The following is a 25,785-nucleotide window of genomic DNA, read 5'->3' on the forward strand; positions in this document are numbered from 1 at the left end:
GCTTGTGCTCCCCTTCCCTACCAGTGCGGCGGCTTGGTGATCGGCACGTCGGGTGCGGCCTGTTCCTCCAGCGCCAGGAAACGGTCGGTCAATGAATCGAGCTTGCGCTGCATGCGCTCGATCACCTTCCACTGTTCGGCGATCTGGCCTGACAGTTCCTCGATGGTCTGTTCCTGTTCGGCGGCGCGAATTTCCAGCGTCGTCAGCCGATCGGCGGGCATGGTCATTCAAATCCCCAGTCTTGCACCGCAATGCCTCGCGCCGCGGCGTTGCGACGGCGTGTCCATATTAGCAAATGTAGAGGTCCCGGCCACGTTGGAAATTGACAAGCGCACCGGGATTTGTCGAGAGTGAGCGACGCTCCAGCCAATTGGCACGGGCGGAGCGTCATGCTAGGCGTTTTGACCAAGCGATAAAAAAATAAGAGTGGGACTGGCTGCATGGCGCAAGCCGCAATCGAGCTGATCGGCATCAATAAGAGTTTTGGCGCCGTGCGCGCCAACCGCGACATCAATCTCGAGATCGCACGCGGCACCATCCATGGCATCGTCGGCGAGAACGGCGCCGGCAAATCGACGCTTATGTCGATCCTCTATGGCTTCTACCAGGCCGACAGCGGCGAGATCCGCGTCGGCGGTCAGCCGGCCTCGATCAAGACACCCAACGACGCCATCGCGCTCGGCATCGGCATGGTGCATCAGCACTTCATGCTGGTCGACAATTTCTCCGTGCTGGAAAACATCATCCTAGGCGCCGAAAGCGATGCGCTGTTGAAAAGGAGCATCGCCAAGGCGCGCTCCGAACTCGAGCGCCTCGAACGCGAATATGGGCTGGAAGTCGATCCCGATGCGATTGTCGAGGAATTGCCTGTCGGCCTGCAGCAACGCGTCGAGATCCTCAAGGCGCTCTATCGCGGCGCCGAGATCCTGATCCTCGACGAGCCGACGGGCGTGCTCACACCCGCCGAGGCCGACCACCTGTTCCGCATCCTCAAGCAGTTGAAGGAGCAGGGCAAGACGGTGGTGCTGATCACCCACAAGCTGCGCGAGATCATGGCCATCACCGACACGGTATCGGTCATGCGCCAGGGCACGATGGTGGCGACGCGCGAAACCAGGAAGACCACGGTCGAGGAACTCGCCGAACTCATGGTCGGGCGCCGCGTGCTGCTCCGGGTCGAAAAGGGCGAGGCGGCAGCCGGCGGCGTCAAGCTCGCGGTCAAGAACCTGACGGTCAAGGACACGCGCGGCGTCACCATGGTCGACGACATCTCCTTCGACATTCGCGCCGGCGAGATCGTCGGCATCGCCGGTGTCGCCGGCAACGGACAATCCGAACTGCTCGAGGCGATTTCGGGCATCCGGCGCGCCGTTTCCGGCTCGGTCATGCTCGACGGCAAGCCGATCGACCTCACAGGCGCGGCCGATCCCGGTGAGTTGCGCGACCGAGGCCTCGCCCATGTGCCGGAGGACCGCCATCATGTCGGGCTGGTGCTGGCCTTCGAGGAGAACGAGAATTCCATTCTCGGCTATCACGACGACCCCCGCTACCTCAAAGGGCCGTTCCTCAACATCGATGCCATCCGCGACGATGCCAAGGACAAGATCGCCAAATACGACATCCGCCCGGCGGACTGCCGGTTGAAGACCGCCAATTTCTCCGGCGGCAACCAGCAGAAGATCGTGCTCGCGCGGGAAATGGAACAGGACCCCGGTGTGCTCATCGTCGGCCAGCCGACGCGCGGCGTCGATGTCGGCGCCATAGAATTCATCCACAAGCGCCTGATCGCCATGCGCGATCAGGGCAAGGCGGTGCTGGTGGTGTCGGTCGAGCTGGACGAGATCCGTTCGCTCTCCGACCGCATCCTGGTGATGTTTGCCGGCCGCATCGTCGGCGAACGCGGCCCGGAAACGACCGAGGGCGAACTCGGCCTGCTGATGGCCGGCGTCGAGCATCAGGGGGCAGCACTTTGAGCACGCCTTACGCCAAGTTGCCGGCCTGGGCCGACTATGGCCTGATCCCGGTGATCAATCTGTTCGTTGCCTTCGTGGTCGCCGGCTTCGTCGTGCTTCTGGTCGGCGAAAATCCGTTCCGCGCCGCCGTCATCCTGGTCGAAGGCGCTTTCGGCAAGGGGACCGGCATCGCCTTCACCCTGTTCTATGCCACCACCTTCATATTTACCGGGCTTTCGGTGGCGGTGGCAGCGCATTGCGGCCTGTTCAACATCGGCACCGAGGGGCAAGCCTACATCGCCGGCCTTGGTATCGCCGTCGTCTGCCTTGCCTTCGACAGCGTGCTGCCATGGTGGCTCACTTTCCCGCTGGCCATCGTCGCTTCGGCGGTCGTGGGCGCGTTGTGGGCGCTTATCCCCGCCTATCTGCAGGCCAAGCGCGGCTCGCACATCGTCATCACCACAATCATGTTCAACTTCATCGCCGCCTCGATCATGGTTTTCCTGCTGGTAGGCCCATTGAAGCCGGCAGGGTCGCAGGCGCCGCAGACGCGCAACTTCCTCGCGGGCGCGGAATTGCCGAAGCTCAACTGGATCATCGAACTGTTCGGCGCCAAGATCCGTTCGGCCCCGCTCAACATCACCTTCCTGCTGGCGCTGATCATGGCCTTCCTGGTCTGGCTGCTGATCTGGCGCACCAAGCTCGGCTATGAGATGCGCACCTACGGTCACAGCCCGAAGGCGGCTCGCTATGCCGGCATTTCGGAGACCCGCATCATCATCACCGCCATGATGATCTCGGGTGCTCTGGCCGGCATGATGGCGCTCAACCCGGTGATGGGCGACCAGCACAATGTCGCGATCGACTTTGTCAGCGGCGCCGGTTTCGTCGGCATCGCGGTAGCACTGATGGGCCGCCTGCATCCTGTCGGCATCGTGCTGGCGGCGATCCTCTTCGGCATGCTTTACCAGGGCGGCGCAGAGCTCGCCTTCGAGATGCCGGCAATCAGCCGCGACATGATCGTCATCATCCAGGGTCTGGTCATCCTGTTTGCCGGCGCGCTCGAGCATATGTTCCGGCCTTACGTCCAGGCGCTGTTCGCTTCGTTCAGTCCAAGATCGGTCGGCATGGAAGCGGTCAAAGGGAAGGGTGCCTGAGATGGGTGTCTTCATCGCCATCGTGCAGATACTCGACTCGACCATCCGCCTGTCGGTGCCGTTGCTGCTTGCCTGCCTCGCCGGCCTCTATTCGGAGCGCGCCGGCATCTTCGACATCGGGCTGGAGGGCAAGATGCTGGTCGGCGCTTTCGCGGGTGCCGCGGCCGCTTCCGTGTTCCATTCCGCCTTGCTCGGCCTCGGCATGGCCATCCTGATCTCGGTCGCGTTTGCCATGATCCACGGCTTTGCCTCGATCACCCATCGCGGCAACCAGATCGTCTCCGGCGTGGCGATCAATTTCATCGCCGCCGGTTCGACCATCATTCTCGGCCAGGCCTGGTTCCAGCAAGGCGGGCGCACGCCGGCGCTGCAGCCGGGCGAGCGGTTCGACGCGATTGTCTGGCCCGGCGCCGAAGCGGTCAGGGACGTGCCGATCCTGGGACCGATCTATTCGGAACTGATCTCCGGCCACTCGATACTGGTCTATCTCGCTTTCCTGATGGTGCCGTTCACCTGGTGGGTGCTGTTTCGCACCCGCTTTGGCCTGCGGCTGCGCGCCGTCGGCGAAAATCCGGCCGCCGTCGACACGGCCGGCATTTCCGTTGCCTGGCTGCGCTACCGGGCGCTGATCTGCACCGGTGTGCTGACCGGCGTTGCCGGAGCCTACTTGTCGATGGTGCAGAACGGCGGCTTCGTGAAGGACATGACCGCCGGCAAGGGCTACATCGCACTGGCCGCGCTGATCTTCGCCAAGTGGAAGCCGGTCAACGCCATGTTCGCCTGCCTTTTGTTCGGCTTCCTCGACGCCCTGTCGATCCGCCTGCAGGGCTCGCCGCTGCCCATCATCGGCAAGGTGCCGGTGCAGTTCATGCAGGCGCTGCCTTACATCCTCACCGTCATCCTGCTCGCCGGCTTCATCGGCAAGGCAATCCCGCCGCGTGCCGGTGGTGTGCCCTACGTCAAGGAACGCTGAGCCGAAAGTGCGGGGTCCGCTCAGGCTAATGCATGTCGCTCAAAAATGGCCCAGGTCTTGAGACGACGACATGCATGGAAACAAGACTTGAAGTGTGTCGAATGAATCCGTTTCGACGCGACGCGCTTCAAGCGGGACACGATCATCGGAGAGAACAACTGAATGTCGCATGATCTGTTCGAGGCGGCCAAGGCGGCCATGGCCAAGGCCTATGCACCCTATTCGAAGTTTCCGGTTGGTGCGGCACTTCGCACAGAGGATGGACGCGTCTTTGCCGGCGCCAACATCGAAATTGCCTCCTATCCGGAAGGCTGGTGCGCCGAAACCACCGCGCTTGGCCACTACGTCATGGGTGGCGGCGGCAAGATCGTGGAAATCGCCGTCATTGCCGAACGCATGGCAAAATGCTCGCCTTGCGGCGGCTGCCGTCAGCGGCTGGCCGAATTCTGCCGGCCGGAGACAAAGCTTTATCTCTGTGACGATGCCGGTGTGGCCGAAACCGTGACCATGGGCGAGATGCTGCCCTACGGCTTCCGGGGCGATATGCTGAAATGAAGAACTGGATGCAATGATGGAAAAGGCGCTGGACCATCTCGTCGAAAGGCTGGACGGCCTGGCGCCGGCGGCCGCGCTGGTCCTGGGTTCGGGCCTGGGCGGGTTGGTCGACCAGATCGACGATCCAATCCGTGTCTCCTATGCCGACTTGCCGGGTTTTCCCAGAAGCGGCGTCACCGGCCATGCCGGCGAAGTGGTGGCGGGGCTGTTTGCCGGCGTGCCGGTGCTGATGCTGTCTGGCCGCGCCCATTACTACGAGCACGGCAACGCGGCGGCGATGCGGCCGGTGCTGGAAGTGCTTTCCGGTATCGGCATCACAAAATTGATCCTCACCAATGCCGCCGGTTCAGTCGATCCGGATATGCCGCCGGGCTCGGTGATGCTGATCACCGACCACATCAATTTCTCGGGCACCAATCCGCTGATCGGCGAGCCCAGCGACCGCCGCTTCGTCGGCCTGACCGAAGCCTATGATGCCGGCATCCGCAAGGCGCTCGAACGCTCGGCGAAGGCGACCGGTACCGCGCTTCACAAGGGCGTCTACATGTGGTTTTCCGGCCCCTGCTTCGAAACGCCCGCCGAGATCCGCATGGCGCGCATCATGGGCGCCAACGCCGTCGGCATGTCGACCGTGCCGGAGGTCATCCTCGCCCGCTTCCTTGGGCTGCGTGTCGCCGCCTGCTCGGTAATCACCAATCTGGCGGCCGGCATGACAGGGGCCGAGCTTTCGCACCAGGAGACCAAGGACATGGCGCCGGTCGGCGGTGCGCGGCTGGCGACGATCCTGCAGCATTTGTTCCAGGAAGGCCTGCTGGATGGGTGAAGCGGTTTTTGCCCTCACCCTTGTGGAGAGGGTCGACGAGCGGGCTCTGCCCGCCCCGCTCAGCCGTGTGGAAAGGCCTTACGGGGCAAGCCACTGGTCTTGCGCGTCCTTCGGACCCCCGCAAGGGGAAAGGTAAAGCGCATGCTTCCGCAAGAAATCATCCGCCGCAAGCGTGATGGCCTGAAACTGTCGGCGCAAGAGATAGCCAGCTTCGTCACGGGCGTGACCGACGGGGCCGTTTCGGATGGCCAGGTCGGCGCCTTCGCCATGGCCGTGTTCTTCAACGGCATGAGCCGTGACGAGGCGGTGGCGCTGACGCTGGCCATGCGCGATTCCGGCGACGTCCTCGACTGGTCGGACCTGCCCGGCCCGGTCACCGACAAGCATTCCACAGGCGGCGTCGGCGACAATGTTTCGCTCATGCTGGCGCCGATCGTCGCCGCTTGCGGCGCTTACGTGCCGATGATTTCCGGCCGTGGCCTCGGCCACACCGGCGGCACGCTGGACAAGATGGACGCGATCCCCGGCTATGTCAGCCAGCCCGATATCACGCTGTTTCGCAAGGCGGTGCTCGAAACCGGTTGCGCCATCATCGGCCAGACCGCCGATCTCGCCCCCGCCGACCGCCGGCTCTATGCGATCCGCGACGTCACCGGCACTGTCGAATCGGTGCCGCTGATCACCGCTTCGATCCTGTCGAAAAAACTGGCGGCCGGCCTGCAGTCACTGGTGCTCGACGTCAAGGTCGGCAACGGTGCCTTCATGGAAAAGTCGCGCGACGCGACGGCCCTCGCCAGCAGCCTGGTCGAAATCGCCAACGGCGCCGGACTGAAGGCCTCGGCATTGATCACCGGCATGAACGAGCCGCTGGCCTCGGCTGCCGGCAACGCCGTCGAGGTGCGCAATGCCGTGGATTTCCTCACCGGCCGTCTTCGTGACCGTCGGCTGGAGGACGTGACGCTGGCGCTGGCCGCCGAGATGCTGCAGTCGGCGGGACTGGTGTCATCGAACCAGAATGGCATGCGCCGCGCCAGCGAGACGCTCGCCAGCGGCCGTGCCGCCGCCACCTTCGCGCGCATGGTGGCTGCTCTCGGTGGCCCCGCCGATTTCATCGAGAAGCCGGAGAGATATTTGCCGACGGCAGCGACCGAACTCGCCGTCAAGGCGACCGAGGGCGGCTTCGTCACCGGCATCGCGACCCGCGACATCGGGCTCGCCGTGGTTGGTCTGGGAGGCGGGCGGACACGGCCGGACGACAAGATCGACCCCGCAGTCGGCATCACCAGGCTGCTGCCGATCGGCGCCGAGGTCAGGACTGGCGAGCCCCTCGCATTGGTCCATGCCCGTTCGCCGTCCGATGCCGAGACCGCAGCCGCAGCCGTGCTTTCGGCCTATGCGATCGGCGCTTCGAAGCCGGCCGCCGACAAGTCGGTCATCAGGCGGATTCTGCCGCGCGGCTAACTACTGGACGAGCAGCAGCGTGCCGTTCTCGGCCTGGTATTTGCTGAGCCGACTGAGGAAGCTCATGCCGATCAGGTTGGTGTGCAAAGCCCTGTCGTCGAGCACGATGACCTGGACGTCATTGACGGTAATGGTACCGATCTGTAGCCGGTCGATCGATGCCACGGCAGCCTTGATCGTGCCGTTGGCGGTGTTGACCTCGTGGCTGAAATCGGAAGGGTTGAGCGACAACCCAATCCTGCGTGCCGTTGAGGTGTTGATGGCGACCAGTGTCGCGCCGGTGTCGATCATGCCGTCGACCTGACGTCCGTTCAGCTTGAAGGCTGACGAGAAGTGCCCTCGCTCGTCCGCCGTGACGACAACCTTGCGGCCGAGCGGCAGCGGCGCCGTCGGCTTGTCGGGAACAGATACCAGGTTGACGTCGGGCTGGGCTTCGACGGCGGGCTTGCTCGCCGCCGTCGATTTCAGCAGGTTTTCGAGGATCCGCGGATTCGACTGATACACAATTGGTATCGATGCCGATGCACCGGCAAAAACGCCAAGGATGAGAAATTTGCGCAGCATGGATCGGCCTTCGTGACCGCCGATCCTTAAGCCCGGATGGTGTTTGCCGCTTTAACGCACGCCAGAACCGCGCCTTTGCGTAAACGTTTGGTAAATCGTACCAGGCAACTTTGCCTGGTACTACTTGGTCCCGTACATGCGATCGCCGGCGTCGCCGAGGCCAGGCATGATGTAGCCCTTCTCGTTGAGCTGGCGATCGATGGAAGCGGTGAAGACCGGAACGTCCGGATGCGCCTTGGTGAAGCGTTCGATGCCTTCGGGCGCCGCCAGCAGGCAGAGGAAGCGGATGTTGGTGGCGCCGCGCCCTTTCAGCTTGTCGATCGCCGCGATCGCCGAATTGGCGGTCGCCAGCATCGGATCGACGACGATGACCAGCCGGTCGGCGAGATCGCTCGGAGCCTTGAAGAAATACTCGACCGCCTCCAGCGTTTCGTGGTCGCGATAGAGGCCGATATGGGCGACGCGGGCCGCCGGCACCAGGTCGAGCAGGCCTTCCAGCAAACCATTGCCAGCGCGCAGCACCGAGGCAAAGACCAGTTTCTTGCCCTCCAGCGTCGGCGCCTCCATGGTCTCGATCGGCGTTTCGATCGTCGTCGTCGTCAATTCGAGGTTGCGCGTTACCTCGTAGCCGAGCAGCAGCGAGATCTCGCGCAGCAGCCGCCGGAAGCCGGCCGTCGAGGTTTCCTTCTTGCGCATGATGGTCAGCTTGTGCTGAACAAGCGGATGGTCGACGACGGTGACGCCCTTCATGATGTTCTCCTGATGCCTGTCGCCCGAAAGCGCGCGCATGGACCCTTTCGGACGCGCCGCGCTTCAAGCTGCTTGGGCGAACCCTAGCGGCAATGCGCCGGCCAAGGAACCGCTTGGCCTGCACCGACCACAGCTTTGTCGGAAGAAATCAGCGAGAGGCGCCATTCAGGCGGGCGAGAAGCGCGGTCTTGGTCTTCCTGTCGACGAAAGCGGCTTCGATGGCGGTGCGGGTAACGGCGGTGAGCGCCTTTTCGTTCATCGAGAAATGCTCGGCGGCGATCTCGTATTCGCGCTTCAGCGAGGTCCAGAAATAGGGCGGATCGTCGGAATTCAGTGTCACCTTGCAGCCGGCGGCCCGCAGGGCCGGAAAAGGATGATCGGCAAAACTGTCGAACACCTTGAGCGCGATGTTGGAGCCGGGACAGCATTCCAGCACGACGCCCTCGTCGGCGATGCGCCGGACAAGGTCCGGGTTCTCGATGGCGCGCACGCCATGGCCGATGCGGGACGGGCGGATGTGATCGAGCGCCGCTTGGACAGTCTCCCAGCCCGTCAGTTCTCCGGCATGGACGGTAATGCCGAGCCCGGCTTCGCGGGCGATCTCGAAAGCCCTGACATAGTCCTCCATCTCGCCTACCCGCTCGTCGCCGGCGACGCCGAAGCCGGTGACCAGCGGATGCCCGCAGCGCGCGGCGAAGCGTGCCGCCTGCTCGATCGACTCGACGCCGACATGACGCACGCCGGTGACGATCATGCGGCCCTCGATGCCGGTCTTGGCCTTGGCCCGCGCCATGCCTTCACCGAGCGCATCGGTGTAGGCCTTGGGCGACAACCCGGCTTTCTTGGCATGATCCGGCGAGGTGAAAACCTCGGAATAGATCGCCCCGTCGCGGGCGAGGCTGGTCAGATAATGATCGGCCAGCCGCGCATAGTCCTCCTCCGTCCGGAACAGATCGGAGGAAAAATCGTAAGCCGCGAGGAAGGACGTGAAATCGTGCCAGATGAATGAACCGTTCTGGATATAGGGGGAGGTATCCTTGCCATATTTCTGCGCCTGACGGATGACGAGTTCGGGCGCCGCTGCCCCTTCAATGTGGCAGTGCAATTCCGCTTTCAAAGGCATTCAATCATCCCGTCGGTCAGTCCAGGTCTTGAAAACCCACCACCTGGAAGCGCGGCCGAACACCGCGCCTTAAACAATAGCGCCCGCACCATCGATCGGCTATGGTCCCGCCGGTTTTATGACGGATCAAAAAAATGTCAGTTGAGAGAACCACGGCCGCGGGCGGCATGGAAACCTCCTATGGTTTCAAGCGTGTAGGGGCTGGCGACAAGCAGTCCCTGGTCAACGATGTTTTCCACAAGGTCGCCAACCGCTACGACCTGATGAACGATCTGATGTCGGCTGGCCTGCATCGGCTGTGGAAGGATGCCATGGTCACCTGGCTCAATCCGCCAAAGCGGGCGGGCTGGCGCGTGCTCGACGTTGCCGGCGGCACCGGCGATATCGCCTTCCGCATCGTCGAGGCCAGCCACGGTCAGGCCCATGCCACGGTGCTCGACATCAATGGCTCGATGCTTGCCGTCGGCCGCGACCGGGCCGAAAAGAAAGGCCTGTCCGGCAACACCGATTTCGTCGAGGCCAACGCTGAGGAACTGCCCTTCGCCGACGCCACCTTCGACGCCTACACCATCGCTTTCGGCATTCGCAACGTGCCGCGCATCGATGTCGCGCTCAGTGAAGCATTCCGCGTGCTGAAGCCGGGTGGGCGGTTCCTGTGCCTCGAATTTTCCGAAGTCGAGATGCCGCTGCTCGACAAGGCCTACGAAGCCTGGTCGTTCAACGCCATCCCGAGGATCGGCAAGATGGTCACCGGCGACGGCGAGCCCTATTCCTATCTGGTCGAATCGATCGCCAGGTTTCCCAACCAGGCGAATTTTGCTTCCATGATCACCCGCGCGGGCTTCGACCGCGTCTCTTTCCGCAACTATTCCGGCGGCATCGCGGCACTGCATTCGGGCTGGAAGCTTTGAGGCCGTCCAGCATTTCCCATGATCGATGTGCCCTGCGCCGGTTGAAGAAACCGGCGGGGCGGGCGCAGCCATGAGCACTGTCAGCGCAGGATTTCGGCTCGTGCGGGCCGGCTGGGTGCTGGTCCGCGAGGGCGTCGTCGCAGCCTTGCCAGGCGAGGAACTGAACGGCCTGCCCAAATTCGGCTGGCGGCTGGCGCGGCTGTTCACCCGCCGCCGCGCGCTCGCCTATGAGCGTAGCGACCGGCTGGCCAAGGCAGTGGTCCGGCTCGGACCGTCCTATGTCAAGCTCGGCCAGTTCCTGGCGACACGGCCCGACGTCGTCGGCAACGACATGGCGCTCGATCTCGCCATGTTGCAGGACAAGATGCACACCTTCCCCAGGGCCGAGGCGATCGCGGCGATCGAAGCCTCGCTCGGGCGCAAGGTCGGCGATCTCTATGCGCAATTCGGCGATCCGGTCGCCGCCGCCTCCATCGCGCAGGTCCATGCCGCCGACACCATCCATGACGGCGTTGCCACCAAGGTGGCGGTCAAGGTCATCCGGCCGGGCGTGCGCCGCCGCTTCTTCCAGGACCTCGAAAGCTATTTCCTCGCCGCTCGCCTGCAGGAGAAATACATCCCGTCGTCACGCCGGTTGCGGCCGGTCGAGGTGACCGAGACGCTGGCTCAGACCACCAAGATCGAAATGGATCTTCGCCTCGAGGCAGCCGCTCTTTCGGAACTCGGCGAAAACACCAGGGATGATCCCGGCTTCCGTGTGCCATCCGTCGACTGGGAGCGCACCGGGCGCGACGTGTTGACCATGGAATGGGTCGACGGCGTCAAGATGAACGATATTGCCGGCCTGGAGGCCGCCGGGCACGATCTGAAGGCGATCGCCGCCAACCTCATCCAGTCGTTCCTGCGCCATACTTTGCGCGACGGCTTCTTCCACGCCGACATGCACCCGGGCAATTTGTTCGTCGAGGCGAACGGCATCATCGTCGCCGTCGATCTCGGCATTGCCGGCAGGCTCGGCAAGAAGGAGCGCCGCTTCCTCGCCGAAATCCTCTATGGCTTCATCACACGCGACTACCTGCGCGTCGCCGAGGTGCATTTCGAGGCAGGCTACGTGCCGCGCCAGCACAATGTCGCGGCTTTCGCGCAGGCGATCCGCGCCATCGGCGAGCCGATCCACGGCCAGCCGGCCGAGACCATTTCGATGGCCAAGCTATTGACCCTGCTGTTCGAAGTGACCGAACTCTTCGACATGGCGACGCGGCCGGAACTGATCCTGTTGCAGAAGACCATGGTGGTGGTCGAGGGTGTGGCGCGCACGCTCGACCCGGCCTTCAACATGTGGAAGACGGCGGAGCCGGTGGTCGGCGGCTGGATCGCCGGCAACCTTGGGCCGCGCGGCATGATGATCGATGTACGCGACGGCGCCAAGGCGCTGCTGACGCTGGCCCGCCAGGCGCCGGAGCTGGCCGCGCGCACCGATCGGCTGTCACGCGAGATCGACCTGATGGCCGAGCACGGGCTGCGCTTCGACGAGACCACCGCCCGCGCCATCGGCAAGGCCGAGGCGCGCTACAGCCGTTCCGGCCGCCTGGCATTATGGGTGATCGCGCTGACGCTGGTTTATATCGCCTGGAAGATCATCTAGCGACAAAGCGGCGTCCTGCTTCGCGACTTGCGGCGATTTGATTGCATTGCTATCATTGCAATCGATAGTCGCGGCAGAGTGCAATCAAATGGCCAGCATCACCATCCGCAACCTTGACGATGAGGTCAAGGAACTGCTGCGCCGACTGGCGGCGGAGAACGACCGTTCCATGGAAGAGCAGGCGCGGGTCATGATCCGTGCCGCTGTTGACGGCCAGATCGGTCCGGGCCGTATCGACCAGATCGAGAAAACACTGCGCGAACTGACCAGCGTGCACGGCGCGGCCACCCCGGCTGGCGCCCCGGCAGGCAAGACCTTTCCGCGAGGCGCGCTTTCAGGCAGACGCATCCTGCTCATCATCGGCGGTGGCATCGCCGCCTACAAGGCGCTGGATCTGATCCGCCGGCTGCGCGAGCGCGGCGCCGCGGTGCGGGTGGTCATGACCGCGGCGGCGCAGGAATTCGTCACCACGCTGTCGGTCGGCGCCCTCTCCGCCGACCATGTCTTCACCGAACTGTTCGACCGCAAGGACGAGCACGATGTCGGCCATATCAGACTGTCGCGCGAGGCAGACCTGTTGGTGGTGGCGCCTGCCACCGCCGACCTGATGGCCAAGCTTGCCAATGGCCACGCCAACGATCTTGCCTCAACCTTGCTCATCGCCACCGACAAGCCGGTTCTGATGGCGCCGGCCATGAACCCCAGGATGTGGGCGCATCCTGCGACACGCCGCAATCGCGCGACTTTGCAGAAGGACGGCATCGCCTTCGTTGGGCCGGCCAGAGGCGAGATGGCCGAGAGCAACGAGGCGGGTGAAGGCCGCATGGCCGAGCCGCTGGAGATCGTCGCCGCGATCGAGGCACAGCTCGATGTGAGCCCGAAACCATTGTCGGGCCGCAAGATCATCGTCACCTCCGGCCCGACGCATGAGCCCATCGATCCCGTGCGCTATATCGCCAACCGTTCGTCCGGCAAGCAGGGCCACGCCATCGCTGCGGCATTGGCGAGGCTCGGCGCCGATGTGCGCCTCGTCTCCGGCCCCGTCAGCATCGCCGACCCCACCGGCGTGAAGACCATCCATGTCGAACGTGCGCAAGAGATGCGCGATGCGGTGGAACAGCTTCTGCCTGCCGACGCGGCGGTGTTCGTTGCCGCCGTTGCCGACTGGCGTACCGAGAATTCGGCCGGTGAGAAGATCAAGAAGGTTGCGGTCGAAGGACCGCCGGTGCTGCGCATGGTCGAAAACCCCGACATCCTCGCCGGGGTCGGCCATCACAGGCAGCGACCGACGCTGGTCGTCGGCTTCGCCGCCGAGACACAGGACCTTTTGCACAACGCCGAGGCCAAGCTCAGGAAGAAGGGCGCCGATTTCATCGTCGCCAACGACGTGTCGCAGGGAAGCGGCGTCGGTCCCTCGGGCGTGATGGGCGGCGATCGCAATCGGGTGCGGATCGTGTCGAAGGCTGGCGTCGAGGAATGGCCGGAGATGGGCAAGGACGAGGTGGCCGCGCGGCTCGCCGCGCTGATCGCCGAACGGCTGAAGACGATCGTCGTGTGAGCAGTACTGGCGGACGGACGCCTGCTGCCAACATTCTACCCCTCATGAGGCAAAACGCGGCTGCAGCTCGACAGACACTGTTGTTGGAAAATGCCACCCCTGCCTTGCCATGGCGAGATCACGACGACAAACCGATTTCGTTCGATCGACGCCCATATATGGCACAACCGCACGGACGACCTATATTAAAAGCTAGTATCTGCGGGAATGAGCGGATGTGTGCGCTTCGACCATTGACTGTTTTCATAGCGGCACTGCTGGCAGGCGTTGGCTTGCCGGCTTCCGCGCAGGTCCTCGACCCCACCGGCAACGCGCTGATCCAGCAGAACGACCTGCAGATATTGCAGAACAGGGTGCAGCGGCAGCAATACCAGCAACAGCAGCAGCAGTATCGCGCCCAGGACCGCCAGATCGTGCCGCAGCCGCGTCCGGTCGTGCCGCAGCTCAAGCCAAGCTGCCAGACGCAGATAATCGGCAACACTGCTGTAACCAATTGCCGCTGACAAGCCGGCGTTTTTCATTTATTTAGCCGACTTATGTATCGGAATGCCTCGGGCGCCGGCGGACGTTTTGGTTTTGCAACGGTGTCCCCGTCGCGCTATGCGGCATTGCTTCGACTGGATCGTTTACGAATGGTAGCCACCAAGAAAAAGGCCGCGCGCAAGGCAAAGAAGGGCGAGAGGATCCGTCAGGTGGCGGCTGTCCCCTTTCGGCTTAACGCCCGCGGCGATATCGAGGTAATGCTGGTCACGTCACGAACGACCAGGCGCTTCATCGTACCCAAGGGTTGGCCTATGAAGGGCAAGAGCGGGCGCAAGGCGGCCACCATCGAGGCGCAGGAGGAAGCCGGCGTGCTCGGCAAGACATTGAAGGAACCGGCGGGCACCTATTCCTACTGGAAGCGGTTGGCCAACCGTTTTGTCCGCGTCGACGTCATCGTTTATCTGCTGAAGGTGACGGAGGAACTGGCCGACTGGCAGGAAGCCAAGAGACGGCAACGGGCCTGGCTGGCACCGGCCGACGCGGCGATGCTCATCGATGAACCGGACCTGTCGACGCTGGTGAAGACCTTGACGATTGCCCAGCCCATGCCGGTCAATCCGACGTAAGACCCCACACGCCGGTGTCGCCTCTTCAGGAAACGACCGGACCGGCGTGCCGATATTGGTCCACAACCATTCGTGCGGCAACGGCGGTCCGTTTCCGGCGACTGTTTCCAAGAGCCTTAAATACAATCTGATTCAACTTGAAGCAGTTATGTGACGCAGCGTAATATTAGATCGTGGAAGCAAGAAGCGGGCGCGCAAATAGTTGAGCTATTTATTTGCTGTTAAGCGGGCCTGTGATAACCGGATTGTTGTCGCCAACTGAGCGACATGAGGGAAGAACAGCGTCTTGAACCGACGGATGAAACGGTCGGACAGACGCACTGACAGGATCGTGGCAAGTCCATGGAAATTCGATGAAGTTGTCATCGATGGACGCGAGCCCCCGCCTTCTCGGGCTCGTATGGCCTTTCGTCGCGGTCGTCCTCGTCCAGGCGCTGGTGGCCAGCCTCAGCCTCCACACATTGTCGGCGGTTCGCGCCTATGTCGGCGGCGAAAGCCAGTGGTCCAAGGGGCAAAAACACGCCATCTATTTCCTCAGCCTCTATGCCGACACCGGTAACGAGGAATTCTTCAGCGAGTACCGCGGAGCAATCGCCGTTCCGCTGGCCGATCGTTCAGCTCGCCTTGCGCTCGAGCAGTCCGAGCCCGACACCAAAGCGGCGCGCACCGGCTTCCTGCAAGGCGGAAATCACACCGACGATGTGACCGGGATGATCTGGCTGTTCCGGAATTTCCGTGGCTTCAGCTATCTCGATACCGCCATTCGGCACTGGACCGCCGCCGACACCATGATCCTCGCCATCCAACGGCTTGGCGAGGCGATACATGAGAAGCTGAGCAAGGGACCAGCATCGGCGGCTCAGGTCAGCGTCTGGAAGGCGGAGATCCATCAGCTTGATCGTCAGATCGGTCCCCTCTCCAAGGCCTTCTCGGACAGCCTCGGCGAGGGATCGCGCTTCATCAAGACGTTGCTCACCTTTGCCAATCTCGTCACCGCTGCCTTGCTGATCCTGCTTGCCGTGTGGCGCACGCGCAAGCTCCTGGCGCAACGCCAGGCGTTCCAGATGGCGCTCAATGCAGAGCGCGAGCGCGCCCAGATCACCCTGGCTTCCATCGGCCAGGCGGTCATCAGTACCGGCGCCGGTGGCCGGCTGGACTATATGAACGCCGTCGCGGAAAGATTGCTGGCATGTCCGCTCGGTGCCGCCAGGGGCAAGCCGATCGCATCGCTGTTTCGCCTTGAGGACAAGGACACCGGCGTTGAGGACACTGAGCTGATCGACCGCTTGCTGGCCGGCGAACCGCGCCGTTCCAGCGTTCGTCCGCAATTGCTGCGGCGAGCGGACGGCTCCGTTGTTCCCGTCGCGCTGACCGGTGCGCCGCTGCTTGTCGCCGGCCACGTCGTCGGTGCGGTGCTGGCCTTCCACGACATGACGCGCGAAGAGGACTATATCGAACGGCTCTCATGGCAGGCGTCGCATGACGCGTTGACGGGGCTGGCCAACCGGCGCGATTTCGAAAGCCGGCTGGAAAGAACGATCTCGGATCTGCAGGACCAGCCCCGCCAGCACGCGCTGATGTATCTCGACCTTGACCAGTTCAAGCTGGTCAACGATACCTGCGGCCATGCTGCGGGCGACCAGTTGCTGCGCCAGATTTCCGCGCTGCTGATTCACGAATTGCGATCGGGCGATGTGCTCGCCCGTCTGGGCGGCGACGAATTCGGTGTGCTGCTCGTGGATAGCGATTGCGAAACCGCCGCCGAAACCGCCGAACGGCTGCGCGCGGCCGTTCAGGACCTGCATTTCGCCTGGGATGGCAGGCCCTTCAACACCAGCGTCAGCATCGGCATGGTGCAGATTGCCAATGCCGAGGTGACGATCGAGGAGATGCTGCGTGCCGCCGATGTTGCCTGCTACATGGCCAAGGAAAGAGGCCGCAACCGCGTCCAGATCCACAACGATGGCGACATGGCCTTGCTGGAGCGCTTCGGCGAGATGGCCTGGGTGCAGCGCCTGCACACCGCGCTCGAAGAAAACCGCTTCAGGCTTCATGCCCAGGAGATCTCGCCGCTCGGCGACGACGTCGCCGAGGCAGGCACGCATATCGAGATCCTGTTGCGGCTGACCGATGAAGACGGCGTCATCGTCGGCCCGCAAAGCTTCATTCCCGCAGCCGAGCGCTACGGCCTGATGCCGTCGATCGATCGCTGGGTGGTGCGCAACACTTTCGGCATCCTGGCGGCGCGGCAGGCCGATCCGCGCATGGCGCCGATTGCCACATGCGCCATCAATCTTTCCGGGGCGACTTTCGGCGACGAGGCATTTCTCGGCTTCCTGCGCGAGCAGTTCCTCGTCCATGGCATTTCGCCCGCCATGATCTGCCTGGAGATCACCGAGACCAGCGCCATCGCCAATCTCGCCAATGCCATGCGCTTCATTGCCGATCTGCGCGGGCTGGGTTGCCGTTTCGCGCTCGACGATTTCGGCTCGGGCATGTCGTCCTTTGCCTATCTGAAGCACCTGCCCGTCGACTACCTCAAGATCGACGGCAGCTTCGTCAAGGACATGCTGGAAGACCGCATCGACCGCGCCATGGTCGAGATGATCCATCACATCGGCAAGGTGATGGGCAAGCGCACCATCGCCGAGTTCGTTGAAAGCGATGGCATCGTCGCCGCCCTGAAAACGATCGGCGTCGACTACGCGCAAGGCTTTGCGATCGCCAGGCCGCGGCCCTTCGATGCCTCGACGGTGCTGCACGGCCGGGGCGTCACGGCTGTCGCGGGCGACACCGCAGACCCGTGGGCCGATCTGGCGCGGAAGCTGCGCCGCAACGTCGGGTAGGCGTCTTGAACTCCGGCTGACGGGCCGCCTTAAGGCTGCCGTTCCAGCAGGATGGTCGGGGCATCGTGATAAAGGGTCCGCGTCACTTCCCGGTAACCGCATTTGGCCGCGACATTCAGCGAAGCCGTGTTTTCCGGATCGATGATGCAGACGGTTCTCGCACGTCCGAACGCCTCGTCGCCCCAGGCATGCACACGGCTGACGATCTCGGTGGCAAGACCAGCGCCGTGCACGGCCGGAACGAGCGCCCACCCGGCCTCGGGAATACCTTCGATCGACGGCTCCATATCGCGCTTCAGATCGTGAAACCCAGCCTCGCCGATGAAGCGGCCTGTCGCCTTTTCCTCGATCGCCCAGAAACCGTAGCCGAGCAGCGACCACAGGCCGGCATGACGCAGGAAGCGCATCCAGCTTTCCTCGCGCGTGCGCGGCTTGCCGCCGATGAAACGGGTAACGACCGGATCGACCCACATGGCGGCATAGGCGTCGAAATCCTGCATTCGGTGCGACCGCAGGATGGTTCGCTCCGTCTCGATGACAGGGACGCCGGTTGCTTTTGGACTGCTCATGGACTCTGCCTCGCTTGTCTACCCGGCGCGTAGCAAATGGCCAGGGTCAAGCAAGGGCCAAGGCAGGATATGTCATCTTCCAGGCGGGACAATCGTTCTCAGCCGCGCCAGGCCATGTTCATGTAGACGCCGCCGCGCCGCAATTCGTCCAGCATCTGATCGAGCCGCCTCTTCCGGGTATCCGGTCGCTTGGCGCGGACGATCCAGCCGAGATAATCGTTCTTCTGGTAATCCGGCCGGGCCCCATAAGTCGCCATCAGGCCGCGCTCCGTCAGGGCGGCACGGACATCGTCAGGCATCGGGTTCAGGGCGCGTTTCAATCCGGTCATGCTACCAAACCTACCGTGCCGGAATCCAGCGTCAACGCTGCTGATGGCGAGGTGCGACCGACATTCAGCGACAATGACAGCCCCTCTCTGCTCGAGCTTCGGGATGGGATTTTCCGTCAATGATGCTACTTTTCACCGGAGCGTGATTCAGCCACCGCGATCCGCGTGACGGCCTGTTTGTTCGAGGGAAAAGGCATGGACACCACCGATCTTGTACTCGCCATCGTCCATCATTTGCTGGTGTTTTCCCTGGCGGGGATCATCGGCGCCGAATTCGTGATGATCCGCGGCGACCTGCCCGCCACCACGCTCAAGCGGCTCGCCGGCATCGACCGTCACTATGGCATCATCGCCGCGCTGATCATCGTCGTCGGCATCGGCCGCGTCTTCTACGGCCTCAAGGGTTGGGAATTCTACATCCATAACTGGGTGTTCTGGGCCAAGATGGCGGCGTTTGCGATCGTGGGACTGCTGTCGATCATCCCGACCGTCCGCTTCATTTCCTGGAACAGGCAGGCAAGCGCCAATCACTCGTTCCTGGTGCCGGCAGCTGAGCTTGCTTCGGTAAAGACCTACATCCGCGCCGAGGCGTTCATCTTCCTGCTGATCCCGGTCTTCGCCGCGGCGATGGCGCGCGGCTACGGCATCTGATCTTCAGCGGCAACCGTTTCAAGAGGAGCGATCGGCACCAAGGGTGCCGGAATGCTGGTGGTCTTCTCCTGCGCCTTGCAGATGTCGGCGATCGCGCAGGCCGGGCAATCCGGCTTGCGCGCCTTGCAGACATAGCGGCCGTGCAGGATCAGCCAGTGATGCGCGTGGCGCATATACTCGTCCGGAATGATCTTCAGCAGCCCCTGCTCGACCTGTTCCGGGGTCTTGCCGGGCGCCAGCCCGAGCCGGTTGCCGATACGGAAGATATGGGTGTCGACCGCCATGGTGTGCTGGCCGAAGGCCATGTTGAGCACGACATTGGCGGTCTTGCGCCCGACACCTGGCAGCTTGACCAGTTGGTCGCGGTCGCCAGGCACGTCGCCGCCATGGTCGCGGATCAGCGCCTCCGACAGCGCGATGACGTTCTTGGCCTTGTTACGCCAGAGGCCGATGGTGCGGATATACTCGCCGACCTTGGCTTCGCCGAGCGCCAGCATCTTTTGCGGCGTGTCGGCGGCCTTGAACAGGGCCCGCGTCGCCTTGTTGACGCCGGCATCGGTCGCTTGCGCCGAAAGCACCACCGCCACCAGCAGCGTGAAGGCGTTGACATGCTCGAGCTCGCCCTTTGGCTCCGGTCGCTGGACGGAAAAGCGCCGGAAGATCTCGTGCACTTCAGCCGAGCTGTAGCGCGACGAGCGCCGCTCCGGCCGGGGTCGCGGTTTGGCGTTCGAACCGTCGCGCCGGCCGGGCGCCAGCTCTTTTTTGGGCATCGAAGACTCTTTGGACTTGGGGCTCGCCATTCTATCCCTATAATGTCCAGTCATGAGCGATACAAACGCCTCATTTCAGGCCGACGAACCATTCTTTCAGGCACTGCTGACCCCGCACCGGTCGCTGGGCAGGACAGGCTTCTTCGTCCTCATGGGCGCGCTGCTGTTTGGCTGGCTGGTGACCGGCGCGTTTTTCCTGTCGCGCGGCGCCTGGCCCGTGTTCGGTTTCTTCGGCCTCGACGTGGTCGCCGTCTACATCGCCTTTCGTGCCAACTATCGGGCCGCCCGCGCCCGCGAGGAGGTGTCGGTTTCCCGCACCCGCCTCGACATCCGCAAGACCGCGCCCTCGGGAAAATCGGAAGCACACCGCTTCAACCCGTTCTGGGCACGGTTTTCAGTCGCCCGTCATGCCGAGATCGGCATCACCAGGATGACGGTGGAAGCGCAGGGCCAGAACGTGCCGATCGGGTCTTTCCTGGACCCCGACTCTCGCGAAAGCTTTGCTACCGCCTTTTCGCGGGCTCTGGCGACCGCCAGGGCGCGCTGATTCTAGAACCGGTAGCGCAAAAGCCTGCCGATCTTGCGCAATGCGGGAATGTGTTTCCAAAGGCGAACGAACAGTTTGGCGGACCAGCCCATGCGGGCGGCGTGTTCGGGCTTGTAGGCCGAGATGTCCTCGACGAATCGCAGCTTCGGAACGGCCCGCTCCAGTTCATGCGGATCGTCGATGGCCCAGTGAACTTCTGCGCCCGTCACCTTGATGGTCGGATTGAGACGAAGCAGCTTCAGGCCGAAATGGCTGTAGGCGTCGAACATCAGCTCGCCGCTGGCAAGATGCGAGACAAGCCGCGCTAGCAGGCGTGGCCCCTCATCGGCGGGGAGATAGGGCGTCAGCCCTTCCGCCACCACGACGGCCGGCCGGCTGCGCGGCACCTCAGCCAGCCAATCCGGCGCGGTCACCGATGAAGCGACCAGCTGGTAATGGTCGCGGGACGGGTAAAGCTTGCGCCTGAGATCGATGACCTCGGGGTAGTCGACATCGAACCACTCGACGCCTTCTGGCGGATCGACACGGAATATGCGCGTGTCGAGCCCGCACCCCAGATGCAGCACGATGGCGTCGGGATTTCTGGCAAGAAAGTCCTCGACGCGGACATCCAGCGTCTTTGCCCTGATCGCCAGGCCAACGCCAAGATTGGCGTCGACCTTGAGCCTGGAGAAATCATAGTCGATCTTGCGCACCGCCTGGTCGGCGAAATGATCCCCGAGCAGCGAATTGGGCAACCTGCTCTCCAGCGCCTTGCCGTAAAGCGTCATCAGCAAGGTTTCTTTTTCCCCCGTCAGATGCACTTTCTCGCCAGCCATCGGCGCCTCCTGGGCTCGAAATCCCGAGTCTATCTGGGCATGCACTGCAAGAAGGCAAGTTTCGGGTGGCGACCGACGCCCCAAGGGGCGATATTCCTGACCGAGGAGACAGTTCGATGAGCACACAGACAGCAGTCCTCAAAAAGGACATCACGCCCGAAGGCAGCGACTACGAAATTGTGCGCCGCGCCATCGAGAAAATCAGCCTCGACTATCGCGACCAGCCGTCGTTGGAAGAACTGGCCGAGGAGGTCGGCGAGACGCCGACCGGCCTGCAGAAGCTTTTCACCCGCTGGGCCGGCCTGTCGCCCAAGGCCTTCCTGCAGGCGGTGACGCTCGACCATGCCCGCAGACTGCTCGATTCCGGCATGCCGCTGCTCGAAACGTCGTTCGAATTGGGCATGTCCGGCCCTGGCCGGCTGCATGATCTCTTCGTCACCCATGAGGCGATGTCTCCGGGCGACTACAAAACGCGCGGCGCCGGGTTGACCATGCGCTACGGCTACCATCCCTCGCCGTTCGGCACCGCCCTGATCATGGCCACAGACCGCGGGCTTGCCGGCCTCGCCTTCAGTGACCCGGGCGAGGAGCGCGCCACCTTCGCCGACATGTCCAGCCGTTGGCCGAACGCCATCTATGTCGAGGACATGGCCGCCACGGGACCCTATGCCGCGCGCATCTTCGACCCGACACTGTGGCGCCCCGACCAGCCGCTGCATGTCGTCATGATCGGCACCGACTTCCAGGTTCGTGTCTGGGAGGCGCTGCTCAATATCCCGATGGGCAGGGCCCGCACCTATTCCTCGATTGCCGCCAGCATCGGCGCGCCAAGCGCCAGCCGAGCCGTGGGTGCCGCCAACGGCGCCAACCCGCTCTCCTTCGTGGTGCCCTGCCATCGCGCGATCGGCAAATCCGGCGACCTCACCGGCTATCACTGGGGCCTGACCCGCAAGCGCGCCATCCTGGGCTGGGAAGCTGGGCAAGTCACATCTTGAAATGGCTCGGATACTGCAACGCCGGCGAGATCCTTTCGCCGGCGTTTTCACGTCATGCGGAAAATGACATCACCTCGCTGACCTCAGCGAATGGCCCAACACCATGGCGCCTGCGACATCAGCAAGCTCTGGAAACCAGCGATCTTACAGGGTAGCTTCCCGCGCATTCAGCAGGAGGCATTCCTTGATTATCGTCATCGGCTCGATCAACCTCGATCTCATCGCCAAAGTCGACCGCTTGCCGAGCCCCGGCGAGACGGTGGGCGGCTCGAGCTTCACCACCGCGCCCGGCGGCAAGGGCGCCAATCAGGCGCTGGCTGCCGCCCGCGCGGGTGCCGCGGTGCGCATGGTGGGTGCCGTTGGCAAGGACAGCTTCGCTCCCGAGGCGCTGGCATTGTTGCGCGAGGGCAAGGTCGACCTGTCCGGTGTCGCCGAGACATTTGCCTCGACGGGCACGGCGCTGATCATGGTCGGCGACGACGGCGAGAACATCATCGCCGTGGTGCCGGGCGCCAACGCTTCCGTCCTGCCCGGTGACCTCTCCAAGGCCTTCCTGAAGAAAGGCGATGTCGTGCTGCTGCAGCATGAGATCCCGCTTGCGACCGTCGGCGCAGCCCTTGATCAGGCAAGAGCGGCAGGCGCCATCACCGTGCTCAACACTGCACCCTTCCAGGGCGAGGCCGCCGCCTTCCTCGGCAAGGCCGACTATGTCGTGGCCAACGAGACCGAGTTCGACCTCTACGGCGAGACGCTTAAGTTGAGCGGCCGCGACCGGGCGGCGCGCATGCGCGACTTTGCCGGGAAAACCGGCCGCACCATCGTCGTCACGCTCGGCGGCGACGGCGTGATGGCGGCGACACCGACCGATTTCCTGACCATTCCGGCAATGAAGATCACCCCTGTCGACACCGTCGGCGCCGGCGATACGTTCTGCGGTTATTTCGCCGCCAGCCTCTCGTCCGGCCTCACGCTCGAACAGGCGCTTGCGCGCGCCGGCGCGGCTGGTTCGCTGGCCTGCCTCAAGCCGGGCGCCCAGCCGGCGATCCCGCTGGCCAAGGATGTCGACCAGGCGCTGCAGGAAATCCGTTGAGATGATGCGCCCTCGGACGAAGCATGCCGCGCCGCCGGCCGGCGACATCTGCCGTATGTCCGCTGTCGCGCTTGCCGCTGCGATCCGGCAAAAGAAGCTCTCCGTGCGCGAGGTGGTGACGGCCTTCCTCGATCGGATCGAGGCGGTCAACCCGCTGGTCAACGCCATCGTCTCGTTGCGCGACCGTGGCGATATCCTGCGCGAAGCCAATGCGGCCGATGCCCGGCGGCAGACAGGTGTCGAAACCGGTCCGCTCTTCGGCCTGCCGATCGCCATCAAGGACCTCGCCTCGACCACCGGCCTCACGACCTCGTTCGGCTCGCCGATCTTCGCCGACTTCGTGCCGCAGGAAGACGATTTCTTCGTCGAGCGTATCCGGGATGCCGGCGCCATCATCATCGGCAAGACCAATGTCCCCGAATTCGGCCTTGGTTCCAACACCTACAACAATGTGTTCGGGCCGACGCTGAACGCCTTCGACCCTGCCCTGACCGCTGGCGGCTCCAGCGGCGGCGCGGCGGTGGCGCTGGCGCTCGACATGGTGCCTGTCGCCGATGGTAGCGACTTCGGCGGTTCGCTGCGCAATCCGGCAAGCTGGAACAATGTCTACGGCTTCCGACCGTCGCAAGGGCTTGTCCCCGGCGGGCCCGACCCTGAAGTCTTTCACGCGCAGATGGGTGTCGACGGGCCGATGGGCCGCAATATCCGCGACATGGCGCTGCTGCTCGACGTGCAGGCGGGTTATCATCCGCAAGCGCCATTATCCTACGAGAAACCAGGCTCCTTCCTCGAAGGGCTTTCAACGGCAGCGACTGGCGGCCGCATCGCCTGGCTCAGCGATCTCGGCGGTCACCTGCCGGTCGAACCGGGCATCCTCGATCTGTGCGAAGCCGCGCTGAACCGGTTGGCGGATGCATCCTTCCCTAGCGAACCCTTCCTACCGGATTTCGATTTCGAAGCGCTGTGGCAGGCCTTCGTGACGCTGCGCCAGGCCAGCAGCGGCTGTGCGCTCAAGACCCATTACGACGATCGCTCGAAGCGCGGCCTGCTGAAGCCGGAAGCCATCTGGGAAGTGGAGAACGCGATGCGGCTGACGGCGCCACAGATCCGCGCCGCCTCGGTCATCCGCACGTCCTGGCATCGAACGCTGCTGTCGATCTTCGACCGCTTCGATCTCATCGCGCTGCCGACCGCGCAGGTCTTCCCCTTCGATGTCGGCACGCACTGGCCACGCGAAGTCGCCGGACGAGCGATGGACAGCTACCATCGCTGGATGCAGGTTTCCGTCTTCGCCACCCTGGGCGGCTGCCCAGCGGTCAACGTGCCGGTCGGCTTCGACGACAGAGGCCGGCCAATGGGCATGCAGTTGATCGGGCGGCCGCGCGGCGACCTCGCCGTGCTGAAGGCGGCGGCGGCCTATGAGGCGCTGCTGCCCTGGCCCGCGGGCGCCTGACCCGGGTTCACTGGCGGATCACAGTGCCTCGCGGGCAGGCTTGCGCGAGCATTCTTGTCATGCATTGATTGTCGCCAGCCGCGCCGCATCGCGGCATTCCGAGGGAAAATAATGTCGCTGGAACTCTACGCCGCCTATGTCCTCGCCTGCATCGTCATCATCCTGGTGCCCGGCCCGACGGTCACGCTGATCATCGCCAACAGCATCCGCCATGGCTCCCGTGCCGGTCTCGCCAATGTCGCCGGCACGCAGGCCGGGCTGGCCGTCATGATCGCCATCGTCGGCATCGGCCTCAACACGCTGATCGCCGGCATGGGCCATTGGTTCGAATGGGTGCGGCTGATCGGCGCCGCCTATCTGATCTGGATGGGGGTGCAGATGTTCCGTTCCAAGGGCAAGCTGAACGCCGATGGAACGGCGAGGAAGCCGCGCGGCGGCTTCTTCCTGCAGGGCCTGCTGGTGGCGCTCAGCAACCCCAAGACGCTGGTGTTCTTCGGCGCCTTCTTTCCGCAGTTCATCGCGCCGCAGGGCAATTACTCGCTGCAGATCGTCGTCATGGGCCTCACCGCCATGATCTTCGCAGCCGTCTCGGATTCGACCTACGCGCTGGCCGCCGGCCGCGCGGGGCGCCTGCTGTCGGCCAGACGGATCAAGCTCATGTCCAGGATCAGCGGCAGCTTCCTGGTCGGCGGCGGACTGTGGCTGGCGTTTTCGCGGTCGAAGTAACGGCGCCGCTTCCCTCGCCCCGTTCAGGGGGAAAGGGTGGTCGCGAAGCGATCGGGTGAGGGCAGCGCCGAGGGTGCAGGCAAACTATCGTTTGCGCCACCTTATCCTCCTGCCGGGATCTTCTCCCCATGAGCGGCAGGGGAATCGCATATGGGAATTTTGGGCTTGAACTTGGTTTGAGAAGGGATTCTTTGGGAAGGCAGTCCAACGAAGGAGCGACTGCCATTTCCACCCTTGAGAGCTATTTCGGCGCGGTCCCTGACCCGCGCGCGGCCAACGCCACGCACCGGCTTGGCGATCTGATCGTGATGATGATCGCAGCGAGCCTGTGTGGTGCGACCAACGCGACGGAGTTTTCGTTGTTCGCGCAAGAGCGCAAGCAGGCGCTGTCGCGCTTGATCGATTATGAG

Annotated in this window: 27 protein-coding genes; 18 read left to right on the forward strand and 9 right to left on the reverse strand. The window is 63.7% G+C overall.

Annotation, left to right across the window (positions count from 1 at the left end; genetic code table 11):
• Positions 1 to 17: 17 nt before the first annotated feature.
• The gene (locus BLS48_RS12585; RefSeq protein WP_091578000.1) at positions 18 to 227 is read right to left on the reverse strand and encodes a SlyX family protein; all 210 of its coding nucleotides are present in this window, start codon (positions 225 to 227) and stop codon (positions 18 to 20) included.
• Positions 228 to 440: 213 nt separating this feature from the next.
• Between BLS48_RS12585 and BLS48_RS12590 the strand changes: the two genes are divergently transcribed.
• The 6 genes from BLS48_RS12590 (at position 441) to deoA (ending at position 6,921) form a co-directional block, all read left to right on the forward strand.
• Positions 441 to 1,973 carry an ABC transporter ATP-binding protein gene (locus BLS48_RS12590; protein WP_091578001.1) on the forward strand — a complete coding sequence of 511 codons (1,533 nt, stop codon included), beginning with the start codon at positions 441 to 443 and terminating at the stop codon, positions 1,971 to 1,973.
• Positions 1,970 to 3,109, forward strand: coding sequence for an ABC transporter permease (locus tag BLS48_RS12595; protein WP_091578003.1), 1,140 nt, complete (start codon positions 1,970 to 1,972; stop codon positions 3,107 to 3,109). The genes BLS48_RS12590 and BLS48_RS12595 overlap by 4 nt, the downstream gene beginning before the upstream one ends.
• 1 nt (position 3,110) lies before the next feature.
• Positions 3,111 to 4,082, forward strand: coding sequence for an ABC transporter permease (locus tag BLS48_RS12600; RefSeq protein WP_091578005.1), 972 nt, complete (start codon positions 3,111 to 3,113; stop codon positions 4,080 to 4,082).
• Between the two features lie 162 nt (positions 4,083 to 4,244).
• Positions 4,245 to 4,637 (forward strand): cytidine deaminase, encoded by a 393-nt coding sequence (gene cdd, locus BLS48_RS12605; RefSeq protein WP_091578007.1) that lies wholly within the window; start codon positions 4,245 to 4,247, stop codon positions 4,635 to 4,637.
• Between the two features lie 13 nt (positions 4,638 to 4,650).
• Complete coding sequence (locus BLS48_RS12610) at positions 4,651 to 5,460, forward strand: purine-nucleoside phosphorylase (RefSeq protein ID WP_091578008.1); 810 nt, start codon at positions 4,651 to 4,653, stop codon at positions 5,458 to 5,460.
• Between the two features lie 141 nt (positions 5,461 to 5,601).
• Positions 5,602 to 6,921 carry a thymidine phosphorylase gene (gene deoA, locus BLS48_RS12615; protein WP_091578010.1) on the forward strand — a complete coding sequence of 440 codons (1,320 nt, stop codon included), beginning with the start codon at positions 5,602 to 5,604 and terminating at the stop codon, positions 6,919 to 6,921.
• On the opposite strand, the gene BLS48_RS12620 is transcribed toward deoA, so the two are convergent.
• From BLS48_RS12620 to BLS48_RS12630, 3 genes are all read right to left on the reverse strand, one after another.
• A complete protein-coding gene (locus BLS48_RS12620) occupies positions 6,922 to 7,485 on the reverse strand; it encodes a TIGR02281 family clan AA aspartic protease (protein ID WP_091578011.1) in 564 nt (187 codons plus the stop codon).
• Positions 7,486 to 7,605: 120 nt separating this feature from the next.
• On the reverse strand, positions 7,606 to 8,235 hold the full coding sequence (upp, locus tag BLS48_RS12625) for a uracil phosphoribosyltransferase (protein WP_010911460.1): 630 nt from the start codon (positions 8,233 to 8,235) through the stop codon (positions 7,606 to 7,608).
• 148 nt (positions 8,236 to 8,383) lie between these two features.
• Positions 8,384 to 9,358 carry an adenosine deaminase gene (locus BLS48_RS12630; protein WP_091578013.1) on the reverse strand — a complete coding sequence of 325 codons (975 nt, stop codon included), beginning with the start codon at positions 9,356 to 9,358 and terminating at the stop codon, positions 8,384 to 8,386.
• Between the two features lie 134 nt (positions 9,359 to 9,492).
• On the opposite strand from BLS48_RS12630, the gene ubiE reads away from it, so the two are divergent.
• The 3 genes from ubiE to coaBC all read left to right on the forward strand — a co-directional run bounded on the left by ubiE (position 9,493) and on the right by coaBC (position 13,472).
• Entirely contained in the window at positions 9,493 to 10,269 is a 777-nt protein-coding gene (ubiE, locus tag BLS48_RS12635; RefSeq protein ID WP_091578015.1) for a bifunctional demethylmenaquinone methyltransferase/2-methoxy-6-polyprenyl-1,4-benzoquinol methylase UbiE, read from the forward strand.
• 70 nt (positions 10,270 to 10,339) lie between these two features.
• Entirely contained in the window at positions 10,340 to 11,914 is a 1,575-nt protein-coding gene (gene ubiB / locus BLS48_RS12640; protein WP_091578086.1) for a 2-polyprenylphenol 6-hydroxylase, read from the forward strand.
• A gap of 88 nt (positions 11,915 to 12,002) precedes the next feature.
• Positions 12,003 to 13,472: a bifunctional phosphopantothenoylcysteine decarboxylase/phosphopantothenate--cysteine ligase CoaBC gene (gene coaBC / locus BLS48_RS12645; RefSeq protein ID WP_208604611.1), complete on the forward strand. Its 1,470-nt coding sequence runs from the start codon at positions 12,003 to 12,005 to the stop codon at positions 13,470 to 13,472.
• A gap of 185 nt (positions 13,473 to 13,657) precedes the next feature.
• Here the strand turns inward: coaBC and BLS48_RS36775 are convergent, their stop codons facing one another.
• Complete coding sequence (locus tag BLS48_RS36775) at positions 13,658 to 13,993, reverse strand: hypothetical protein (RefSeq protein WP_167365062.1); 336 nt, start codon at positions 13,991 to 13,993, stop codon at positions 13,658 to 13,660.
• 111 nt (positions 13,994 to 14,104) lie between these two features.
• Here BLS48_RS36775 and BLS48_RS12655 point away from each other — a divergent pair, with 111 nt between their 5' ends.
• Entirely contained in the window at positions 14,105 to 14,581 is a 477-nt protein-coding gene (locus BLS48_RS12655; RefSeq protein WP_091578018.1) for an NUDIX hydrolase, read from the forward strand.
• Positions 14,582 to 14,934: 353 nt separating this feature from the next.
• Positions 14,935 to 17,427: an EAL domain-containing protein gene (locus BLS48_RS12660; RefSeq protein WP_091578020.1), complete on the forward strand. Its 2,493-nt coding sequence runs from the start codon at positions 14,935 to 14,937 to the stop codon at positions 17,425 to 17,427.
• Between the two features lie 29 nt (positions 17,428 to 17,456).
• Here the strand turns inward: BLS48_RS12660 and BLS48_RS12665 are convergent, their stop codons facing one another.
• Complete coding sequence (locus BLS48_RS12665) at positions 17,457 to 17,996, reverse strand: GNAT family N-acetyltransferase (protein WP_091578021.1); 540 nt, start codon at positions 17,994 to 17,996, stop codon at positions 17,457 to 17,459.
• 98 nt (positions 17,997 to 18,094) lie between these two features.
• Positions 18,095 to 18,325: a YdeI/OmpD-associated family protein gene (locus BLS48_RS12670; RefSeq protein ID WP_091578023.1), complete on the reverse strand. Its 231-nt coding sequence runs from the start codon at positions 18,323 to 18,325 to the stop codon at positions 18,095 to 18,097.
• Positions 18,326 to 18,520: 195 nt separating this feature from the next.
• On the opposite strand from BLS48_RS12670, the gene BLS48_RS12675 reads away from it, so the two are divergent.
• A complete protein-coding gene (locus BLS48_RS12675; protein ID WP_091578024.1) occupies positions 18,521 to 18,976 on the forward strand; it encodes a DUF2214 family protein in 456 nt (151 codons plus the stop codon).
• Here the strand turns inward: BLS48_RS12675 and nth are convergent.
• Positions 18,964 to 19,776, reverse strand: a complete 813-nt coding sequence (gene nth / locus BLS48_RS12680) for an endonuclease III (RefSeq protein ID WP_091578026.1) — start codon at positions 19,774 to 19,776, stop codon at positions 18,964 to 18,966. The genes BLS48_RS12675 and nth overlap by 13 nt on opposite strands.
• 22 nt (positions 19,777 to 19,798) lie before the next feature.
• On the opposite strand from nth, the gene BLS48_RS12685 reads away from it, so the two are divergent.
• Entirely contained in the window at positions 19,799 to 20,293 is a 495-nt protein-coding gene (locus BLS48_RS12685; protein ID WP_091578027.1) for a DUF2244 domain-containing protein, read from the forward strand.
• A gap of 2 nt (positions 20,294 to 20,295) precedes the next feature.
• Here BLS48_RS12685 and BLS48_RS12690 read toward each other — a convergent pair whose 3' ends face one another.
• Positions 20,296 to 21,111 carry a class I SAM-dependent methyltransferase gene (locus tag BLS48_RS12690; protein ID WP_091578029.1) on the reverse strand — a complete coding sequence of 272 codons (816 nt, stop codon included), beginning with the start codon at positions 21,109 to 21,111 and terminating at the stop codon, positions 20,296 to 20,298.
• Between the two features lie 116 nt (positions 21,112 to 21,227).
• On the opposite strand from BLS48_RS12690, the gene BLS48_RS12695 reads away from it, so the two are divergent.
• The 5 genes from BLS48_RS12695 to BLS48_RS12715 form a co-directional block, all read left to right on the forward strand.
• A complete protein-coding gene (locus BLS48_RS12695) occupies positions 21,228 to 22,106 on the forward strand; it encodes a methylated-DNA--[protein]-cysteine S-methyltransferase (RefSeq protein ID WP_091578030.1) in 879 nt (292 codons plus the stop codon).
• A gap of 184 nt (positions 22,107 to 22,290) precedes the next feature.
• Positions 22,291 to 23,196 (forward strand): ribokinase, encoded by a 906-nt coding sequence (locus BLS48_RS12700; RefSeq protein ID WP_091578032.1) that lies wholly within the window; start codon positions 22,291 to 22,293, stop codon positions 23,194 to 23,196.
• Position 23,197: 1 nt separating this feature from the next.
• On the forward strand, positions 23,198 to 24,649 hold the full coding sequence (locus BLS48_RS12705; protein ID WP_091578033.1) for an amidase: 1,452 nt from the start codon (positions 23,198 to 23,200) through the stop codon (positions 24,647 to 24,649).
• 111 nt (positions 24,650 to 24,760) lie between these two features.
• Positions 24,761 to 25,375 (forward strand): LysE family translocator, encoded by a 615-nt coding sequence (locus tag BLS48_RS12710; protein ID WP_091578035.1) that lies wholly within the window; start codon positions 24,761 to 24,763, stop codon positions 25,373 to 25,375.
• Between the two features lie 128 nt (positions 25,376 to 25,503).
• Positions 25,504 to 25,785, forward strand: a 282-nt coding sequence (locus BLS48_RS12715) for a transposase family protein (RefSeq protein WP_244529572.1), incomplete at its 3' end; no start/stop codon positions are given.

The organism is Mesorhizobium qingshengii (assembly GCF_900103325.1).
Classification (GTDB): domain Bacteria; phylum Pseudomonadota; class Alphaproteobacteria; order Rhizobiales; family Rhizobiaceae; genus Mesorhizobium; species Mesorhizobium qingshengii.

What these genes read in the sequence shown, in the direction of transcription:
- BLS48_RS12675 (WP_091578024.1), top strand. Translation starts at nt 18,521, where the DNA reads ATGGACACCACCGATCTTGTACTCGCCATCGTCCATCATTTGCTGGTG.
- BLS48_RS12585 (WP_091578000.1), bottom strand. Translation starts at nt 227, where the DNA reads ATGACCATGCCCGCCGATCGGCTGACGACGCTGGAAATTCGCGCCGCC.
- BLS48_RS12600 (WP_091578005.1), top strand. Translation starts at nt 3,111, where the DNA reads ATGGGTGTCTTCATCGCCATCGTGCAGATACTCGACTCGACCATCCGC.
- BLS48_RS12685 (WP_091578027.1), top strand. Translation starts at nt 19,799, where the DNA reads ATGAGCGATACAAACGCCTCATTTCAGGCCGACGAACCATTCTTTCAG.
- upp (WP_010911460.1), bottom strand. Translation starts at nt 8,235, where the DNA reads ATGAAGGGCGTCACCGTCGTCGACCATCCGCTTGTTCAGCACAAGCTG.
- ubiE (WP_091578015.1), top strand. Translation starts at nt 9,493, where the DNA reads ATGTCAGTTGAGAGAACCACGGCCGCGGGCGGCATGGAAACCTCCTAT.
- nth (WP_091578026.1), bottom strand. Translation starts at nt 19,776, where the DNA reads ATGGCGAGCCCCAAGTCCAAAGAGTCTTCGATGCCCAAAAAAGAGCTG.
- BLS48_RS12630 (WP_091578013.1), bottom strand. Translation starts at nt 9,358, where the DNA reads ATGCCTTTGAAAGCGGAATTGCACTGCCACATTGAAGGGGCAGCGGCG.
- BLS48_RS12695 (WP_091578030.1), top strand. Translation starts at nt 21,228, where the DNA reads ATGAGCACACAGACAGCAGTCCTCAAAAAGGACATCACGCCCGAAGGC.
- BLS48_RS12610 (WP_091578008.1), top strand. Translation starts at nt 4,651, where the DNA reads ATGATGGAAAAGGCGCTGGACCATCTCGTCGAAAGGCTGGACGGCCTG.
- BLS48_RS12690 (WP_091578029.1), bottom strand. Translation starts at nt 21,111, where the DNA reads ATGGCTGGCGAGAAAGTGCATCTGACGGGGGAAAAAGAAACCTTGCTG.
- BLS48_RS36775 (WP_167365062.1), bottom strand. Translation starts at nt 13,993, where the DNA reads ATGAAAAACGCCGGCTTGTCAGCGGCAATTGGTTACAGCAGTGTTGCC.
- BLS48_RS12710 (WP_091578035.1), top strand. Translation starts at nt 24,761, where the DNA reads ATGTCGCTGGAACTCTACGCCGCCTATGTCCTCGCCTGCATCGTCATC.
- BLS48_RS12665 (WP_091578021.1), bottom strand. Translation starts at nt 17,996, where the DNA reads ATGAGCAGTCCAAAAGCAACCGGCGTCCCTGTCATCGAGACGGAGCGA.
- deoA (WP_091578010.1), top strand. Translation starts at nt 5,602, where the DNA reads ATGCTTCCGCAAGAAATCATCCGCCGCAAGCGTGATGGCCTGAAACTG.
- BLS48_RS12705 (WP_091578033.1), top strand. Translation starts at nt 23,198, where the DNA reads ATGATGCGCCCTCGGACGAAGCATGCCGCGCCGCCGGCCGGCGACATC.
- BLS48_RS12655 (WP_091578018.1), top strand. Translation starts at nt 14,105, where the DNA reads ATGGTAGCCACCAAGAAAAAGGCCGCGCGCAAGGCAAAGAAGGGCGAG.
- BLS48_RS12620 (WP_091578011.1), bottom strand. Translation starts at nt 7,485, where the DNA reads ATGCTGCGCAAATTTCTCATCCTTGGCGTTTTTGCCGGTGCATCGGCA.
- BLS48_RS12590 (WP_091578001.1), top strand. Translation starts at nt 441, where the DNA reads ATGGCGCAAGCCGCAATCGAGCTGATCGGCATCAATAAGAGTTTTGGC.
- cdd (WP_091578007.1), top strand. Translation starts at nt 4,245, where the DNA reads ATGTCGCATGATCTGTTCGAGGCGGCCAAGGCGGCCATGGCCAAGGCC.
- coaBC (WP_208604611.1), top strand. Translation starts at nt 12,003, where the DNA reads ATGGCCAGCATCACCATCCGCAACCTTGACGATGAGGTCAAGGAACTG.
- BLS48_RS12670 (WP_091578023.1), bottom strand. Translation starts at nt 18,325, where the DNA reads ATGACCGGATTGAAACGCGCCCTGAACCCGATGCCTGACGATGTCCGT.
- ubiB (WP_091578086.1), top strand. Translation starts at nt 10,340, where the DNA reads ATGAGCACTGTCAGCGCAGGATTTCGGCTCGTGCGGGCCGGCTGGGTG.
- BLS48_RS12660 (WP_091578020.1), top strand. Translation starts at nt 14,935, where the DNA reads ATGAAGTTGTCATCGATGGACGCGAGCCCCCGCCTTCTCGGGCTCGTA.